Origin of the sequence: Psychrobacter glacincola (genome assembly GCF_904846075.1) — a bacterium.
GTDB lineage: Bacteria > Pseudomonadota > Gammaproteobacteria > Pseudomonadales > Moraxellaceae > Psychrobacter > Psychrobacter glacincola_C.
In genome coordinates this window covers 219,825-236,698 of the sequence record NZ_CAJGZH010000003.1, presented here as the reverse complement: position 1 = coordinate 236,698, position 16,874 = coordinate 219,825, and the positions used below count along the sequence as shown (strand labels likewise).

At 43.1% G+C, this 16,874-nt stretch carries 17 protein-coding genes; 7 read left to right on the top strand and 10 right to left on the bottom strand.

Annotated features, from left to right (window positions below):
• Window positions 1-13: 13 nt before the first annotated feature.
• The 4 genes from mnmD to ispZ form a co-directional block, all read right to left on the bottom strand.
• Entirely contained in the window at window positions 14-2,194 is a 2,181-nt protein-coding gene (gene mnmD, locus JMW85_RS12135) for a tRNA (5-methylaminomethyl-2-thiouridine)(34)-methyltransferase MnmD (protein WP_201581955.1), read from the bottom strand.
• A gap of 44 nt (window positions 2,195-2,238) precedes the next feature.
• Entirely contained in the window at window positions 2,239-2,613 is a 375-nt protein-coding gene (locus JMW85_RS12130) for a hypothetical protein (protein ID WP_227681862.1), read from the bottom strand.
• A 62-nt stretch (window positions 2,614-2,675) separates the two neighbouring features.
• Entirely contained in the window at window positions 2,676-3,005 is a 330-nt protein-coding gene (locus JMW85_RS12125) for a YciI family protein (protein WP_109589571.1), read from the bottom strand.
• A 138-nt stretch (window positions 3,006-3,143) separates the two neighbouring features.
• Window positions 3,144-3,695, bottom strand: a complete 552-nt coding sequence (gene ispZ / locus JMW85_RS12120) for a septation protein IspZ (protein WP_045444273.1) — start codon at window positions 3,693-3,695, stop codon at window positions 3,144-3,146.
• 222 nt (window positions 3,696-3,917) lie between these two features.
• On the opposite strand from ispZ, the gene JMW85_RS12115 reads away from it, so the two are divergent.
• Window positions 3,918-4,799 (top strand): PHP domain-containing protein, encoded by an 882-nt coding sequence (locus tag JMW85_RS12115; protein WP_201581953.1) that lies wholly within the window; start codon window positions 3,918-3,920, stop codon window positions 4,797-4,799.
• Between the two features lie 362 nt (window positions 4,800-5,161).
• The gene (locus tag JMW85_RS12110) at window positions 5,162-6,619 is read left to right on the top strand and encodes a GGDEF domain-containing protein (RefSeq protein WP_201581952.1); all 1,458 of its coding nucleotides are present in this window, start codon (window positions 5,162-5,164) and stop codon (window positions 6,617-6,619) included.
• Between the two features lie 32 nt (window positions 6,620-6,651).
• On the opposite strand, the gene truD is transcribed toward JMW85_RS12110, so the two are convergent.
• Window positions 6,652-7,908 (bottom strand): tRNA pseudouridine(13) synthase TruD, encoded by a 1,257-nt coding sequence (gene truD, locus JMW85_RS12105; RefSeq protein ID WP_227681860.1) that lies wholly within the window; start codon window positions 7,906-7,908, stop codon window positions 6,652-6,654.
• Window positions 7,909-8,175: 267 nt separating this feature from the next.
• On the opposite strand from truD, the gene JMW85_RS12100 reads away from it, so the two are divergent.
• Window positions 8,176-9,828 (top strand): FAD-dependent oxidoreductase, encoded by a 1,653-nt coding sequence (locus JMW85_RS12100; RefSeq protein ID WP_201581951.1) that lies wholly within the window; start codon window positions 8,176-8,178, stop codon window positions 9,826-9,828.
• Between the two features lie 90 nt (window positions 9,829-9,918).
• On the top strand, window positions 9,919-10,542 hold the full coding sequence (locus tag JMW85_RS12095) for a GNAT family N-acetyltransferase (RefSeq protein ID WP_201581950.1): 624 nt from the start codon (window positions 9,919-9,921) through the stop codon (window positions 10,540-10,542).
• A 30-nt stretch (window positions 10,543-10,572) separates the two neighbouring features.
• Here JMW85_RS12095 and JMW85_RS12090 read toward each other — a convergent pair whose 3' ends face one another.
• Window positions 10,573-10,734: a hypothetical protein gene (locus JMW85_RS12090; protein WP_227676031.1), complete on the bottom strand. Its 162-nt coding sequence runs from the start codon at window positions 10,732-10,734 to the stop codon at window positions 10,573-10,575.
• A 247-nt stretch (window positions 10,735-10,981) separates the two neighbouring features.
• Here JMW85_RS12090 and JMW85_RS12085 point away from each other — a divergent pair, with 247 nt between their 5' ends.
• Both JMW85_RS12085 and JMW85_RS12080 read left to right on the top strand, forming a co-directional pair.
• Entirely contained in the window at window positions 10,982-11,350 is a 369-nt protein-coding gene (locus JMW85_RS12085) for a hypothetical protein (RefSeq protein ID WP_045454206.1), read from the top strand.
• Between the two features lie 84 nt (window positions 11,351-11,434).
• The gene (locus JMW85_RS12080; protein ID WP_045444289.1) at window positions 11,435-11,896 is read left to right on the top strand and encodes a DUF2846 domain-containing protein; all 462 of its coding nucleotides are present in this window, start codon (window positions 11,435-11,437) and stop codon (window positions 11,894-11,896) included.
• A 79-nt stretch (window positions 11,897-11,975) separates the two neighbouring features.
• On the opposite strand, the gene gorA is transcribed toward JMW85_RS12080, so the two are convergent.
• The 3 genes from gorA to JMW85_RS12065 form a co-directional block, all read right to left on the bottom strand.
• Window positions 11,976-13,331: a glutathione-disulfide reductase gene (gorA, locus tag JMW85_RS12075; protein ID WP_201581949.1), complete on the bottom strand. Its 1,356-nt coding sequence runs from the start codon at window positions 13,329-13,331 to the stop codon at window positions 11,976-11,978.
• A 218-nt stretch (window positions 13,332-13,549) separates the two neighbouring features.
• Window positions 13,550-14,002 carry a threonine/serine exporter family protein gene (locus JMW85_RS12070; protein WP_010201359.1) on the bottom strand — a complete coding sequence of 151 codons (453 nt, stop codon included), beginning with the start codon at window positions 14,000-14,002 and terminating at the stop codon, window positions 13,550-13,552.
• 1 nt (window position 14,003) lies between these two features.
• Window positions 14,004-14,795, bottom strand: coding sequence for a threonine/serine exporter family protein (locus JMW85_RS12065; protein ID WP_201561045.1), 792 nt, complete (start codon window positions 14,793-14,795; stop codon window positions 14,004-14,006).
• Window positions 14,796-15,321: 526 nt separating this feature from the next.
• Between JMW85_RS12065 and JMW85_RS12060 the strand changes: the two genes are divergently transcribed.
• The gene (locus tag JMW85_RS12060) at window positions 15,322-16,176 is read left to right on the top strand and encodes a M48 family metallopeptidase (RefSeq protein WP_201561044.1); all 855 of its coding nucleotides are present in this window, start codon (window positions 15,322-15,324) and stop codon (window positions 16,174-16,176) included.
• 171 nt (window positions 16,177-16,347) lie between these two features.
• Here the strand turns inward: JMW85_RS12060 and JMW85_RS12055 are convergent, their stop codons facing one another.
• Window positions 16,348-16,800 carry a TM2 domain-containing protein gene (locus JMW85_RS12055; RefSeq protein ID WP_227676076.1) on the bottom strand — a complete coding sequence of 151 codons (453 nt, stop codon included), beginning with the start codon at window positions 16,798-16,800 and terminating at the stop codon, window positions 16,348-16,350.
• Window positions 16,801-16,874 lie beyond the last annotated feature (74 nt).

Here is a 16,874-nt window from a genome sequence, read left to right as displayed (position 1 = left end):
TTGACTAAAAATCTCAAGTAAGCGGTGTTTGTAAACGCGTACGATTTGGCGACAGGCGCGCAAGCATCGCTGTTGATAAGGGGGCAAATGTTCCTAACATCATATCTGTTAACGCTTCAGCACATATTGGTGCAATGGCATACCCTTTAGCACCCATCGCACTCATTACCCAAATTCTTTTGCTGTCTGCTAGTACGCCAACGATAGGATGATAATCAGGCGTTTGCGTGCGAATCCCCGCCCGTCCTTGCCACAAACTAATATCTGTTGGAATAATCGAGTCCATCTCAGGAATGGCAGTCACTAGTTTGTCGCGGCTAATCTGATGCTCTTTTGTGCGGATATCTATGTCTGTATCATTACGTATAAAGCTTGCGCCTAATAAAAACTGAGAGTGCTGTTCTACAACATCGTTCAATTGTGCATCGCCTGTTTGCGCGGTAAATAACGCACAGTAACCGCTGTATTTAAGCGGTATTTTGGGCAATATGGTGAGCTGCTCAGTTGTGGGCGTAAACCAAGAAAGCTGACCACGAATTTTACGACAATCAAAAATACGCTTGTCCAGTTGATGACTCTCAAAAGCTGCGCAAATGACCACGTTATCAGCGCTAATGGATATCGTCTGTTTATCCTCATTACTGCCTTCGATACAAACACTTTCTTTTGTTTCGCTAATACTCTTAACGTCTACTTGCTGAAAGTGGATGAGCGGATGCATTAGGATAGTATCTTTTAATGCTTGTGGATTGACCAAGCCAGACTGCGGTAAATACAAATTCTCTGATAAATCTTGTGTTTTTAACCCGCTGACAGTTTGCGCCTGCTCATGGGATAGTGTGGTGGCCATCTCATCGGGATAATCAGCGATTTGCTCTGTGCCAATATTGGCTTTCATAAGCAGATCAAGAGCACCCGTTGGTTCAACTATTGGCACTAATCCTGATTTTTTAGCGTCTACATTTAAGCATCGATATAGCCTGCTGCTATAGAGATAGCCCATGGTATGCAAATGTTCATCGACATGATGAATGGGCGTCATCTTGGGGGCAAGTAGGGCGCGAGGGTTGCCTGATGCGCCTGCCAAAGGTGCTGATTTATCTAGCAAAGTCACTTGAATACCACGATTGGCCAATGACCAAGCCGTTAATAGCCCCGAAACGCCAGCGCCAATGACAATGCTATGGGCGGGCAGGTTGTCAGTGGGTTTGGCAGATTGGCTATCGTTGTCGGGCGCGGCGGTGCTAGTATTATTGTAAGAGGTGATGTCTTTACTATTGGTGTCTTTACTATTGGTGTCTTTACTATTGTTGCCATTATTATTGTCAGTTAAATTTATGGTATCCAGCATGATCGCCGTTAGCATTTCGTTCTTACGACCAAAGCCTTTCACTTTTTTAATCTGAAAGCCACAATCTTGCAGCGCACGTTTGACGATACCGGCACAGCTATAGGTGGCGGCAGTTGTATTGGGTCGTGATAAACGCTGCATTTGTGCAAAAATACTATCCGCCCACAAGGTACTATTGCAAGAGGGCGCAAAACCATCTAAAAACCAAGCGTCAACATAAGGTACATGCGAGCTAGAAGAGTTATTTGCCAGTTTGGCTAAGCTCTCAGCTGCGTCACCCAACCATATATCAACGGTCAAATTATCATCAAAGAAACTCAAACGATGACAGCCCGCAATAAGAGGCGGATAGGCCGCCAATAATAGCTCTATTAGTGTTGTCAATTCAGGCGCGCGCTGTCCCCATAAGGCAAGTATTTGGGTAAGGTCGGTAAGGGGTATCGGGAACTTTTCAGTGGTAATAAACTGCAGTTTTGCAGTTGCTAATTGAGGGTGTATATCCCGCAGCTGTCGCCATAGCTGCCATGTAGCGAGAAAATTCAGTCCAGTACCAAAGCCCAATTCAGCAACCGTAAAGCATTGATTTGGTGCAAGATTGGTCAGTCGTTCAGGCAATTGATTGTGTGCCAAAAACACATGACGCGATTCCGCTAAACCATCAGCATTTGAGAAGTAAACATCACCAAACTCACCCGATACCGGCACTTTATTACCCGTATCATCCATCTGCCAATCAATCTTGGCAGGGGTGATATTTGATGAGTGAAAGCTTAGTGACTGAGTGTTTTTAGAGGTTGTCGACGATGTATCAGTATCTTTTGATTCGAACATGGATTTAGACATAGACAGTCACATAAGATAAATCAATAAAAAGCGCGTGGTACTAGTTACCAACGTTCACGGCGAACAAACACCAGCCAAGAAATAAAAATACCGACTAGCAAGCTAATTAAGACAGTGAATGCACCGTATAAAAAAAGCTGACCTTTGCTCTCGTAGACCAAAACATTCACTTGAGTTTGCAAGTCATTCAACTCGCGCTGCAACTGTGCATTACGGCTTAATAGCTGCTGATTGGCATCGGATAAGGCCTTATCAGATGGTTGTAATTGCGCCGCCAATGTATCGCTGATATTCATCACTGAGTTTTTTGTTGGTTGAGCGGTCGATATTGGTTGAGCTGGCACGGGTGTCGTGAGTGTTGGATCAGCCACATCGATAGTCGTCACTGTTGGCGCAGCCTGTGCTGAAACAGTAGCCATAAAAATCATACTAACAATGCTACGCTGATAAGAGCGACTTTTTAACAAAGATAGGCACTGAATCACGATTTTGCTACTTTAACTGATGCGCTGTCATCCGCTTTTGGCAATGTATGGATAAAGGGTTTGATATCTACGTGACTGTACACGCCATCACGTAAGTAAGGCTCATCGTTTGCCCATGATTGCGCTGCTTCTGCAGAGTCAAAGTCAGCAATAATTAAGCTGCCTGACATCTCACCTTTGCCATGCTCGATGGGTGTTGGACCAGCGATAATCAGTCGATTGTCATGATCTAAAGCTTGCAAGCGTTCGACATGTTCAGCGCGGGTAATCTGACGTTGTGCGCTGCTATTGGCCACGTCATGACCAATAATGGCAAATAAGGACATGAGACTTCCTCGATTAATAAAAATTATGATTGATTTAAAGTGTTTTGCTTAATGCGCCCGAGCTAATTGCGATTAATGATTGTCACTATTGGCATTTAGAAATAGCATTGGCTTTATTATAAAATGATGAATTGAGTATTATTTGACGGTTTTATCCGTGAGCGCAGGGTTGAGGTGCTTTTTTAATACGGCAAACTGGGCGATGACGAATACCAACATAATCGGAATCCAGCCATAAGTTTTAAAGTTAATCCATGCCTCATCTGACATCGTAAACGCTGTGATATAATGCAGTATGCCCATAAAGGCGAAGAATAGTGCCCAAGCGAGAGTGAGTTTTTTCCAACCACTCATCGTCAGCAAAAAAACATCTTTCATTGCCAGTTGCATCAGTGGCTTATTAATCGCAGCACTGACTAAAAGTGTTAGTGCAAAGATACCGTTGATAATAGGTGACTTCCAGCGCAGATAGATATCATCACGCAATAATAAAGTACCACCACAAAACAAAATGGTTAATAGTAAGACAACCCATTGCTGTTTATCAAACGTGCCTTTTTGGCGAATAAAATGAATGGCATAAACAATGATAGTGGCGATGAGCAACGCACCTGCCCCCGCTAGGATACCACTGTAGCGAGCAGCAATAAAAAAGGCAATTAAGGGAATAAAGTCTAATAAAGCTTTCATAGCAAAGGGGATGTCCGACAAAAACGTATGGGGTAGTTTACACGTCTACTGCGCCAAAAAAAAGCAATCAACACGATAATCATGCTATATCACAGGCCTGCGTAGCAATATCTGATGATTATGACTCATAATCATGACAACTGCCAAATATAACGGCTTATTGCCAATGTGCTCATTTTTTTATTTTCTACACTTTTAATTTTTAATGCTAAGGCTTCTCTTATGAAATTCGATTTACATTGTCACAGCACTTGCTCTGATGGTACTTATGCACCAACGGAAGTGGTGCAGCGCGCCCATGCGGCCGGCGTCAATGTATTGGCATTGACCGATCACGATACGCTGGCAGGAATTGATGAGGCGCGTGCGGCTGCCATTGCCTGCGATATGCAGCTGATTAATGGGGTCGAGATAAGCTGTGAGCATACACTTATTGGTGGTTATGGAAAAAATAAATCAACCAATAAAATCATCCATGTGCTGGGGCTAGATTTTACCGATCGCGAAAAAATGCATGCAACGCTGCAACAATTACAGGATAGCCGTGCCACGCGTGGTCAACGAATCACTGAAAAGCTCAGCGCGCTATTAGATATTAACTATGATGAGCTGTGGCAAGCCGTACTTGATAAAGCTGGCGGCAATCCGCAAGCAGTCGGGCGTGCGCATATTGGTCAAGTATTGTTTGAGCGTGGTGAAGTCAAGACGGTACAAAAAGCCTTTGATAAGTATTTGGCAGACAATAAGCCTGCTTATGTGGCGATTGATGCACTGAGCATGGCTGACGGCATTGAGCTGATCCATGCTTGTGGTGGCAAGGCGGTGTTGGCGCATCCCACGCGTTATCAGCTTTCAGCAACACGAGTCCGTAAACTGATTGAAGAGTTTGCTGGTCTTGGTGGCGATGCTTGTGAGCTGCCGTCGAATAGCGAACCGGTTAGTACTCGCAGAATGGTCGATCGCAGTATCGCTGCCCACAATCTTGTCGCCTCGATCGGCAGTGACTTTCATGGTAGCAATATGCCGTGGCGTCGTTTGGGTGATGTACCGACAATGAACCCTGATCAGCAAGGAGTTTGGCAGTCTTTTGCAATGTTTTCTTAGCCGAAAATTCATTGCTGAATACAGTTTTGAATGTTAACTCAGCTGAAATATCAATTGACAGGTTATCCAAAAACCATGCGTCATATATTGACGCATGAAGGCACTAAATAGATTGATAACTGCGACAGAAATTGCCACACTAGATAAGTGGGATTTATTTTTAAAAATGAAATTGTCGGGGTTAACTCCCATTTAGTTTACAAAATGTAGTACCGACACTCGCATTCTTATCTACTTAAGTTTTTGGGAATGGTATAAGGTAAAAAGTCATATCATTTATTATTATTGATTCAGGCTTTTGATTTTTATTTAATGGTTTTAATGTCGACTTAATTACTTTCACTATTTGCGGTAGCCCTACTATGGCTGTATCGATATCTCATCTAGGCTACACCAAGCTATCTCAAGCAATTTTTGAGTGGCAAGCTGCTGATAAAACGTCATTACTGGCTTTATTTATGGTGATGGAGGTGTCTTTACACTGGCTATGGTGCTTATTTGTTTGGTGGCGCCGCGATATTTATGACACCTATGTCGATATAGCGCTGCTGTATCCACTATGGTTCGGCGTGACACTGGTAGCTTTGTTTTTATTATGGATGACCAGTCGTTTTTCACCTGTCAAAAAAGCCAATAGCAATTTGTATAAATGGCAAAGCATACTAATTACGGTCTATAGTGCCTATATTGCAATGGTTATTTTAGTTCTAGGACATAGTAGCTTGGTCGCGGGCGTCTCTTTAGTCGGCGGTGCGATATTGGGGATGATGCTTATACGTCGGCGCTATGTATGGAGAGCATTTTTAGGACATGCAGCCGTCATTCTAGCAGTCACATTTATTCCTTATCTTGGCGTTACTTTACCCAATCTGCGTCAAATGACGCTCACGGTCATTCCTCTTGATACCTATTATAGTTATATCAATTATAGTGAAATTACGACAATCGAAAATGCCATCTCTGCCTCTATTTTTCAAAATGGCACGCTAAATTGGGACAGTGTTGATCAATTGCGCCGATCTTCCGCTTTTTTTTGGCGTTCTACACATATTTATATGGCGCTACCAAAAGCTATTTTTATTATCTATATGTTTCGTACTTTGTTACTAATATTAGATGACAGTAAAAAGGAAATTCTGCAGCATGCCAATCAAGATGAGCTAACTCAACTCAAAAGTCGCCGTTACGGGATGATGCAAATGAAGCAGGTGCTGAAGTCAGTAGAAGACCATCAAGATATCAGCGTTATTTTATTGGATTTGGATTGGTTTAAAGAGGTCAATGACAGTTACGGCCATGAGATTGGGGATCGAGTATTGGTAGAGGTCGCGCAGACGCTCTTGCAGTCTTTAACTGATGAAACAATCGTGAGTCGCTATGGCGGTGAGGAGTTTTTGATTGTATTGCCAGATACGAAGCACGACACAGCTATGATAATTGCTGAACAATTACGGCGCGTTATCGCCAAACACGTCATCATTCTCGATGACGATACAGCCTTTAGTGTGACTGCCAGCTTGGGGCTATATACACTGACCCATGGTGAGCGTAATTGTATAAAACAAGCCTGCGAAACTCTGAATAAAAAGGATGCCTCGCAGTCGCTTGCTAAACCGCAGAGAATCCCCTCGTATAGTAGCAAACGCGTGAATCGTAAAATTCCCACAGTGCAGCTACCTCATGATATTTGCCAGCGCTTAATTTGTATGGCAGATAAGGCTTTGTATGAAGCCAAAGGCCGTGGCCGTGATCAAGTGGTGAGTGCCAACGAGATGTTGGCAGCAAAAAATAATAATATTGAAGCGCTCTATGGCACATAGCTAGCTGCCATAGTCGAAGGGTCAACTACGCTTTAGTGTATTAATTGTTTTACTAAGCTTGCCAAGACACTGGTGGCAAAGCTACCTGTCGTTAACGTAAAGCTCAGAACCAATGTCTGTTCATTATCTTTATCCTGCCATTCCCAAGACAGCGCTTCAATAGGTAGGCGCAGCGCGCGTCGCTGTGCTTTTACATCGCGCTGCTCTAAGCCATTGGCTAAGCGAGCCAGTAGCGGATTTTGCTGAATCACATTTTTCTCAGTACTTGCCGCCATGCCACTGACTTTATCATTATCCTTGCCCCATAATGCAGCAGTGGGATGGATATCACCCGTCTCAAGGCGTGCACGCAACGTGTTGTCTATGGCTTCGCTAGTAAATATTGACCCTGAACCCTCTAAGTTAAACACTTCGCCTGCCAGCCCAGTATTCCAGCTGCCATCACGTACACGTAACGCCAATATCTCATTGAAAATTAAGCTACGTGCGGCAGACAGCTCCATTGTATTCTGCTCACGTGGCGCGTGCTTGCGTTTGCTCTTTTTGGGTTGTGCTCGGCTTTGCTGTAGTGGGCGCGCAAACAGCGATAATGCTTCTCTAATATTATTGCCATTTCGTCCAAAACGCTGAGGGCCAAAATAATTGGGCACGCCATTTATAGCGATGCTTGATAAATGCTGCTCGACATCTTGTTTCGCCGACAATAATTGCTCAGGTACTGGCAATGCTGTATCAAAATCAGCAAATTGGATATCACGCAAGGTAATGATGAATTGATTGGCACGATGCGTGCCGCGATTGAGCTTTTTATTATGCCATTGCTGGTCGAGGATAGTGACCGATTCATTGGCTCCGATATCGACTGGTGCAAACTCAGCAGCTGGCAGCTGTTTTTTTGGTATCCGTAAGCTAAACCACTGGGTTGTCAATGCATGGCGATCTTTAAGACCTGAATAACCAACATCGCGCAGAGGAATCTCTGCCCACTCTGACAGCAGTTTGGCAAGATAAGCGGTATTCATCCCTAATTTTTGGATATGCAGCCATAAATGCTCACCTTCACCAGTGAATTCGAGCGGCAATAGCTCATTAACGATAAAGTCTGTTGCGTGGGCTTTGTAGGTTGCTTGCTGCACAGGTGGTTGAAGAGGCTGCGGTAACTGCGCAGTATCCGTCGCGGCGGTAATATCGATACTTGCCGTATCAAACTGCTCATTATCAAATTGATTGTTTTTAAGAGCGGATTGAGGGCTAGCATTAATATCGGTCATGTCATCACGAGAAGTCATAAAGTCGTCTTTTATGTTGAGGATAAGATTTAAAAAGAATAGGTAAGCATAGGCATTAACAGTTAACGATTACGTTTTGCAACGCAGGAAACATACAAAAAAACAGCGTGTGCGAAAGTGTCTTGCTACTATCAATGAATAGTGTTTTAAAAAAGCATTTAAATAAACGTATCGAGAATGGTGTTTTTTGTTGAAATTGGCTGATGCAATAGGGTTATTTTCAACACGTTTGATTCAGGGAACCATTATAACTGTTAAGGAAGACTTATGACCAATGCAACGATTCACACAGTGACTGTTAATAAGGCCGATATTGCCAGTGGCGGCATGAAATCTTACAAGCAAGATGATGATAGTATCATTTTAATCACCCGCGACGACGATGAGTTTCAGGCGTTCGATGGCAAATGCCCGCACGCAGGCGCAGATTTAGGCACAGGCTTACGTTGTGGCAATCGCATGGTCTGTCCTTGGCATCATGCGACTTTTGATAGCCGCGATGGGACGCTATTAGAGCCAGTCGCGACAGAAGGTTTGACTCAATACGAAGTGACCGATAACGGCGACAGCTTGACGGTGAATACCTCAGCGAAGATAGACAAACAGATTGCAAATGATAAGCTGATCGATACGCATACTCTCATCGTGGGCGGCGGCGCGGCTGGTTTTATGACGGCGCATCAGCTTCGTAACACTGGCTATGGCGGCAAAATCACCTTGATTAGTGCTGATGATAAAGCCCCTTATAACCGTCCATTATTGTCCAAAGCGTTTTTAGCGGGCAATATGCCTGAAGAGAAGCTTCTACTAGGGGGTGCAGATTGGGCGAGCAAACACGATATTAATTTGCGCTTGAATCAGACCGTCAGCGAAGTATCGCCCAATGAACGTACCATTATCATTAAAGATAAAAATGGTCATAGTGACAGACAAACCGCTGATTTTTTAGTGATTGCAACAGGCGCTGAGCCAAAGATTCCTCCCTTTAAAGGGGCTGAGCTTGATGGCGTTTATACGCTGCGCAGTATGGATGATGCCAAATTGATAAAAGCGGTCAGTCATGACCAGCGTGTAGTGATTGTCGGTACTGGCTTTATCGGTATGGAGGTCGCTTCCGCATTGGCACAAGCAGGCACAACGGCTTCTATTACGGTCATCGGACAAGATCATCGGGTGATGGGAAATATCGTCTCTGAAACCGTCAGTAATGCGCTGATCAAGCTGCATGAAGAAAATGGCATTCAGTTTGTCTTTGATGCCACGGTCAATGAAATCACTGAGGTCAAAAGGGTTGTTAATCAGTCTGAGAATGAAGAAGAAAACCAAACCTTTTCACAAGTGGGCGGTGTCACGCTGATGAACGGTGAGCAATTTGATGCAGACATCGTGATTTTAGGGACTGGCGTAGCACCACGTATAGAGCTGTTCGAAGAAGTAAACGCGCCAGATGGCGTGCAAGTGGATGAGCATTTACAACTGCGTGATGGGGTCTATGCATTGGGTGATATTGCGAAAGCTTCTGGACAAATGGGGCGCATGCGCATCGAACATTGGCGCGTGGCCTTGCAACATGGCTTAGTGACTGCGGCTGCGATATTAAATGATGAAAGTGTCAGCTCGCTCGCCGCGCGTATCCCGTTCTTTTGGACGATGCAATATGGTAAAAGCCTACGCTATAGTGGACATGCGGCGACACCCGATCATAACATCTTGTTTGGTTCACCAGATACATTAGATTATATCGAATACTACTTTGATGATGATGGGGAAGACACACGTGCTAGTGCGGCTAGCACTTTAGGGCGTGATAAAGAATTGGTTGCCTTTTCTGAACTGCTCCGCCGTGGTCATGCGCCAACGCGTGCACAGCTTAAGGCAGGATTTAATATTATCGACCAAGCACAGGCGTTATCGCCCTAGTACTCAAGATGGATACATATTACTATTAAGGCTGACCTATCGATTTGGGTCAGTTTTTTTAATACAAACAAGGAAAGGAAAAATTATAATATGAATAAAAACACTATAGGTAAAAATAACTTGGAGAGAGAGTCCGTGTTTTTGCGACAAGCGCAAGCCGATGATATTAGTGCACTTGAGCAATTATTAAATCGCTGTTATCGCGAGACCGTAGGTTGGACCAATGAGGCGGATTTAATTGGTGGTATTCGAACCACGTCAGCTGAGCTCGCTGCCGTGATTAATGACCCTAATCACTATTACTTTGTCTATCCAAAAACGACAACGGGCGACCGTGATGGAAAGGAAACGGGTGAGATACTCGGTTGTATCGCTGTCGATATCAAAACCGATGCTGACTCAAATAACAAAGCCTACATCGGCATGTTTGCAGTAGATCCAGAGCTGCAAGGGCAGGGCGTTGGTAATGTTATTTTGCAAGCAGCAGAAACCTTTGCTACTCATCATCTACAATCAGATGAGCAAGCAGCAGATAGAAAAACTGCACGTTTGACCATGTCTATTTTGAGTCATCGTCCTGAGCTGTTGGCTTACTATCAGCGCCGAGGTTATGAGCTAAATAGTAATAAAATGCCATTTCCAAATGACGGCAATAATGGTGAGCCAAAACGTGAAGATTTGGAATTGTTAGAATTAGAAAAAATGGTTCATTGAAAAATCTTGAATGTTTAAAGGCTGATTTTATTAACCCCAAAAATGACCAAAGGTCATAAACAGCCCAACACTTAGCAGTATAAATGCCACGATAATTAAGCGCTTGAACCAGTTAAAAGCGGGCAAGCGCGTGGCATTGTCATCAGACATCAGATAAGCAAACAAAAACAACAAACTTGCTGCCAAGGTCATAATTCCCAGACCAATCAGTAATATAAAAAAGTACACCTGCCACACAGTTATCTCACAACGGTTTTGAATACCACATCATAGCAGTATCGTGAATGCACTGTCAGTATACACCGCACGTTAATTCCTTCATCTCATTAAATTATTAAAGCTATTCATCATAAATCTAAACTTGTATTCTAAAATTAAGTTGGGTATTTAGAAGTAATTCTGTATAGTGAAGTAACATTATAGATACATTGAGATTGAGATGACTAATCTGAAAAAACTGGCAGTCATAGCATTACTAACACCGCTATTTGTCGCATGCTCTAATGCACCTTCTGAAAGCACAGTTGAAGCGTTAATCGAGGCACAATACGAGCAAGCCAATAGTATGATGGACGATGCGATGGCGAATGCAGGCAATGATGAGATGGCAAAGGCGATGAGCGGCATGATGGAGGGTATGATGCCAAAGCTTGAACGCGTCGAGAATATCAACTGTGATACTGTTGAGGGCGACAATACTTATATGTGTACCGCTGATATCACTCAGACAATCGCGGGGGAGAGCCGCACTAACAAGACCAATTTTAAGGTTTATCAAGTGAACGATGAATGGGTATTAGGTAATTAAAGCAGAGCTATGTTTTTTTAAAGTTACTCATAACAAAATCATCAGAAATTTCAAGTCACATTTATTTATTCTTAGAGAAATAAAATGCTAAAAAAAATCGCTTTTCTAACGATTACATCAATACTATTTGCCGGTTGTGCTTCTGTACCCACTGAAAATATCGAAGTATCTAGCGTACTCAAGCAAGTGAAAGCACCTAGTGCCAACAATGCTGGTCTATATATTTATCGTAGCAATAGTGTAGTGGGTGGAGCTCTAAAGAAAGATGTGTGGGTAGATGATGAATGTATTGGTGAAACTGCACGAGGCACTTTTTTCTATCATGAAGTACTGGGCAATATGCCGCACAAAGTTTCTACCGAATCTGAATTTTCTCCTAACGATTTAATGATTGATACTACAGCGGGTAATAACTACTTTGTAAAGCAATATATTAAGCCAGGTTTAATTGTTGGTGGTGCGGGTGTTAAACTGGTACCTGAAAGTGAAGGCAGGGAAGCAATCGCTGACCTCAAACTCGGCATAAAAGGGACTTGTAGCAAGTAGTGCAAGTCATTATCTATAAAGAAAGGCTACCTCATTAAGGGTAGCCTTTCTACTAATTTAGCCCAGTCTTTCTATCAAACTAACGCATTGTCACAAACTCTTCTGAGCCAGTTGGATGAATGGCAACCGTATTGTCAAAGTCCGCTTTAGTCGCGCCCATTTTGATGGCGACGGCAAAGCCCTGAATCATCTCATCGACACCAAAGCCAAGACCGTGTAGACCAATGACCTTTTCCTCATCGCCCAAGCACACTAGTTTCATCATACACTTCTGACGATGCTGGGTCACCGCGCTATACATCGAGGTAAATGTTGAGGTATAGCATTTGATATTATCCTTGCCATAGCGTTCAACCGCGTCGATTTCAGACAAACCAATCGTACCAATAGCAGGATGGGTAAAGATAACCGTCGGTATCAACGTATAGTCCAAATGCTCATTAGGCTTGTTGTTAAACAAGCGCTCGGATAAGCGGCGACCTGCTGCAATCGCCACGGGTGTTAAATCCACACTGTTTTCGATAATATCGCCGACCGCATAGATGTTCTTAACATTGGTATTTTGGAACTTATCGACTTTGATTTTGCCAATTTCGTTCGTTTCCACACCCGTCACTTGCAGGTTGATATTGTCTGTCGATGGCGCACGACCAATCGCCCAAATCAAACAATCTGTCGTGTCTAAGCTGCCATTTTCGGTACACAAAGTCAGACTGCCATCTTCATTTTTATTGACTTCCGTGAGCGTGGTATTGGTATGCAATTGAATACCGTCTTGCTCCATCTCTATGAGCAACGCCTCTACTACACTGTGGTCAAATGAGCGCAGCGGCGAGTGCTGGCGTACATACAAATGTACCTCAGCGCCCAAACTGTTTAACACGCCTGCGATTTCAACAGCGATATATCCAGCTCCCACAATTGCCACGCGTTTTGGCAAATGATTCAACGCAAAAAAGCCGTCAGAATCGATACCGTATTCAGCGCCCTTGATATCTGGCTGAATCGGGTGACCGCCTGTGGCAATCAAAATATGGTCAGCGGTAATCAGCTCGCCATTCACTTCTACGGTATTGGTATCGACAAATTTGGCAAAGCCTTTGATCACTTCTACGCCATTTTTGGCTAAGTTATTGTCATAAGAGCGATGGATGTTTTCGATATATTGTTGACGGCTCTGTACCAGTTTTTGAAAGTCAAAACCTTTAATATCCACATCAAAGCCATAGTCTGGCGCATATTTATGAATAGCCTCGGCAACTTGCGCGCCATACCACATTACCTTTTTGGGAACGCAGCCCAAATTCACACAAGTGCCGCCCAGTTGGTTGGCTTCGATAATGGCGCATTTTTTGCCATAGCTCGCCGCACGGTTGATGGAAGCAATGCCACCGCTGCCGCCGCCAATGGCAATATAATCATAATGTTTTGTCATGGTTAAGTCTCTTTATTCAGGACGTACTGATGCGTATTGGTACAATTTTGCCGTCTGTTATTTTTTAATTCTGTTGTTTTGAACTCTATTGTAATGGGTATCATTATTAATCTTACAAGGTTTTGCTTATGAGGATGTACCAGCTAGCATCAGAATATAAAAGCATTTAGGCAGAAATAGCCCACCATTTAAACCTATCTAAACCCATCTAAACTTACTTAAACAATGGCACGTCGTCTATAAAATAACAGTCCGGGAATGGATAAGCCAAGCACCAATCCTGAGGTCACAAACAACGCTTCAAATAAGTACACCATCATTTGGCTAAATAACTCGTCTGAAAAGCCAAAATAACCAATCTGTACCATACTAACCATCGCCTTATAAGCGGCGATACCGGGCATCATACAAATGACACTAGGCGAGATAAGTGCTTTGGGTGGTAAGGTATATTTCTTAGAAAAATACACGCCCAAAAAGCTGGCAAGCATTGCCCCAAAAAAGCTGGCAACCACGAGATGCACATGCTGATAAACGAGAGCAGTCTTTAATCCGAAGCCAAAAGCAGTCATCAGCAAACAAGGCAAAATATAGCGTTTGGGTACGCTGAACATGAGCGTCCAACCAAGGGTAATAATACATGAAAGCACCACAGTTTCAATGAACCACATCTCAAAACCCCCAATGCTGTATGCGTAGTAAAACCAGCGCCATCACGATACCAACGCACGCGGATAGGGTGAGCATATAAGTAAACACCGCACGCCCAACGCCAATATTGACATAGCCTTTTAAGATATCTGAGAAAGAATTGATCAGAGGAAAGCTAGGCACTAGTAGCAACACGCTAGAGGCAACCGCAATATCGGCATTATTACCAATATCAAAATAGTAGGTCGTCGCTCCAATTAAAGAAGCAATAAAAGCGGTCACAATGACGGTGATAAAAGGATTAAAGTGATGCTTGGACAGATAAATACGAGTAAACATCGCTACCATACCCGCAATAAATGTCACCGCGGTAATAGACCAGCTGCCGCCATTCAGATACGCAAACGCTGCACAAGATGCGCCAACAAACATGCTCACTAGCCACGTTGGGTATACGGTCTTATCCAACTCATCAAAGGCAAGGGTAGTGCGGTCAATCAAGTCGGTACTATCGACGGTGGCTTCGGTTTTATTGATAATTTGCTGAATTTGTACCAATAAATTGACATTAATGCTTTGATTGATCGTGTCTCTGGTGGTGGTGATACAGCGCTCGTCACAGATGGTCGTCAGGGTGATGGCGTTAAAATTCAGTGAACATTCGACGCTGTTCATCCCCAAGGCAAGCCCTAAACGTTTGGATAAGTCCACGACTACGGCAGACTCAGCGCCATACTGCATAAGAAGTAAGCCGCAGCGCACGCATAGTCGAGTAATGCGTTGCTGCTTTACGTAGCTGATAGAGGTGGTCATGGGTGAGATACGCAGGTTGGTATGGATACGCTATTATAAAGGGTCTGGGAGCTGACGCGCAGACATATTATCGGACATTATATTTGATGCTACGATAAATTATAAACTTTTTTGGCAAAGAAAAAATAGAACGTACGGTAGCTGCGTGAGTGATAAATGTGATACGAGCATTTATTTAGGTGGGATCTATTGCAGGATGCTCTCTGAGCAGCGATTTTAATTAAAGGAATAAAGTTGTAGGCGTCAAATGGAGGCTGGCTGGGGCTTGTGATATCAAACAAATAATAGATTATAAAATTAATAGACTTTTGTTTTCTATAGTGATAATCTCTTTCTCGATAATTCAGACACATTACTTACATGATAATTACATATTGATTGAATTTTAGTTACGTTCTCAATTACGTATCGCTCTCAATTAATGTGTTACAAGACATAGACTTCGATAGTGGAGTTTTAAGTCTATCAATTCATTGCCCTTAGCTTAGCTATTTAACTCAATTGCATCTCTCAACCAGGACGTCTAATGACCAGTTTTCATAAAATAAAAAATGCTCTATTACTGACTACTATTACTACTTTAGCAGGGTGTACTACGGTCGCCGATATGGCAGGGTACGATACGGCTACATTAAATACCGATGCGGCTAAAAGTTACTCTCAAGTGGTCTCTAAAGCCAGTAGTCAAGGCGCGGTAGATAATACTTCTGCTACCGCCATTCGAGTTAAAAGCGTCTTTAATCGTATGAAGCCCTACGCCGTTCGCGCTAATACAACAGGCGTTCCTTTTGATTGGCAGGTTACAGTGATACGTTCACCTGAATTAAACGCTTGGGCAATGCCGGGTGGTAAGATGGCTTTTTATACCGGTATTGTAGAAAAGCTACAGTTAACAGATGCAGAGATCGCTGCGATCATGGGACACGAAATGACCCATGCGCTATCTGAGCACAGTAAAAAAGATGCTGGGCAAAAAATTCTGACCGGCTTAGCGCTGCAGTTAGGTGGTGCCGAACTACAGTCAAGAACAGGGTTAAGTGATGATGCGTTGGGTTTGATTAGTGATTACGGACTTGATAAGCCATTTTCTCGTAGTCAAGAGTCACAAGCCGATGCGGGTGGTCTACGCTTGATGGCGCAGGCAGGCTACAATCCAGAAGCTGCCGTTGCAGTATGGCAAAAAATGGAGGCTGCCAATGGTCGTAGCAATACCATAGCTACTTTAATGTCTACCCATCCAAACTCTGGGCAGCGTATCGCTAAAATTCAGGCACTCTTACCTGAGGTTACGCCAGTTTATCAAGCGGCGGCTAAAGCACCTGCTAACGCAACTAGTGGGGCAACGACTGGAGTAACGACTAGAACCATTAAACGTAAATAATTCAGTAAATGCTATCAAACCAGTAAATGCTATCAAATCAGTAAATACTAACAAAAAAGGTAAGTCAAACGACTTGCCTTTTTTTTGCGAAGAAATATCGAAAAGTGGTTGGTTTGGACTTTATCTGACGTCTGGATATTGGGTATTGTACATCCAGCTAGCCTACGCTGGCTAACCAAAACGTCTATTGAACTCAGACTCATTCATAAATAATAGTATGATTACTTCGAAAAGAGAAATTACTGCTGGTATAAATGTCCAACAGAACAATAGATATAAGATACCCCAAAAGACCTGATTTAAATAAAATTTATGTATCCCAAAACCTCCTAAGAATAAAGCTAACAATATTGCAACACCTTTACTTTTTCTACTACTGTTTAGTCGTACGATAGTAGTAGAATTTTGAGCCGGCAAAGGAGGTGGGACAGTTTTAAACGGTGCAGGTTTAGCAATAGGAAAGCCACAATTAGTACAAGAAGCGCTTTGATTACTAATAGACTCAGAGCATTCAGGGCATTTAATTAAAAACTTCATTTTAGAAGTTGGGAGCCCACAGTTAGTACAAGAGACGCTTTGGTCGCTAATTTTGTGTGTGCATTCAGGACAATCAATAATGGCCATATATTTTCCGTTTCTTACAATTTTTTAGTTATAGTTTTAATATCAATTGTTACTTATGCTGTGTTTCTTCAATT

Bases quoted from the DNA above. Each gene is read 5' to 3' on its own strand.
- mnmD (WP_201581955.1), bottom strand. From the start codon at position 2,194: ATGTCTAAATCCATGTTCGAATCAAAAGATACTGATACATCGTCGACA.
- JMW85_RS12130 (WP_227681862.1), bottom strand. From the start codon at position 2,613: ATGGCTACTGTTTCAGCACAGGCTGCGCCAACAGTGACGACTATCGAT.
- JMW85_RS12125 (WP_109589571.1), bottom strand. From the start codon at position 3,005: ATGTCCTTATTTGCCATTATTGGTCATGACGTGGCCAATAGCAGCGCA.
- ispZ (WP_045444273.1), bottom strand. From the start codon at position 3,695: ATGAAAGCTTTATTAGACTTTATTCCCTTAATTGCCTTTTTTATTGCT.
- JMW85_RS12115 (WP_201581953.1), top strand. From the start codon at position 3,918: ATGAAATTCGATTTACATTGTCACAGCACTTGCTCTGATGGTACTTAT.
- JMW85_RS12110 (WP_201581952.1), top strand. From the start codon at position 5,162: ATGGCTGTATCGATATCTCATCTAGGCTACACCAAGCTATCTCAAGCA.
- truD (WP_227681860.1), bottom strand. From the start codon at position 7,908: ATGACTTCTCGTGATGACATGACCGATATTAATGCTAGCCCTCAATCC.
- JMW85_RS12100 (WP_201581951.1), top strand. From the start codon at position 8,176: ATGACCAATGCAACGATTCACACAGTGACTGTTAATAAGGCCGATATT.
- JMW85_RS12095 (WP_201581950.1), top strand. From the start codon at position 9,919: ATGAATAAAAACACTATAGGTAAAAATAACTTGGAGAGAGAGTCCGTG.
- JMW85_RS12090 (WP_227676031.1), bottom strand. From the start codon at position 10,734: ATGACCTTGGCAGCAAGTTTGTTGTTTTTGTTTGCTTATCTGATGTCT.
- JMW85_RS12085 (WP_045454206.1), top strand. From the start codon at position 10,982: ATGACTAATCTGAAAAAACTGGCAGTCATAGCATTACTAACACCGCTA.
- JMW85_RS12080 (WP_045444289.1), top strand. From the start codon at position 11,435: ATGCTAAAAAAAATCGCTTTTCTAACGATTACATCAATACTATTTGCC.
- gorA (WP_201581949.1), bottom strand. From the start codon at position 13,331: ATGACAAAACATTATGATTATATTGCCATTGGCGGCGGCAGCGGTGGC.
- JMW85_RS12070 (WP_010201359.1), bottom strand. From the start codon at position 14,002: ATGTGGTTCATTGAAACTGTGGTGCTTTCATGTATTATTACCCTTGGT.
- JMW85_RS12065 (WP_201561045.1), bottom strand. From the start codon at position 14,795: ATGACCACCTCTATCAGCTACGTAAAGCAGCAACGCATTACTCGACTA.
- JMW85_RS12060 (WP_201561044.1), top strand. From the start codon at position 15,322: ATGACCAGTTTTCATAAAATAAAAAATGCTCTATTACTGACTACTATT.
- JMW85_RS12055 (WP_227676076.1), bottom strand. From the start codon at position 16,800: ATGGCCATTATTGATTGTCCTGAATGCACACACAAAATTAGCGACCAA.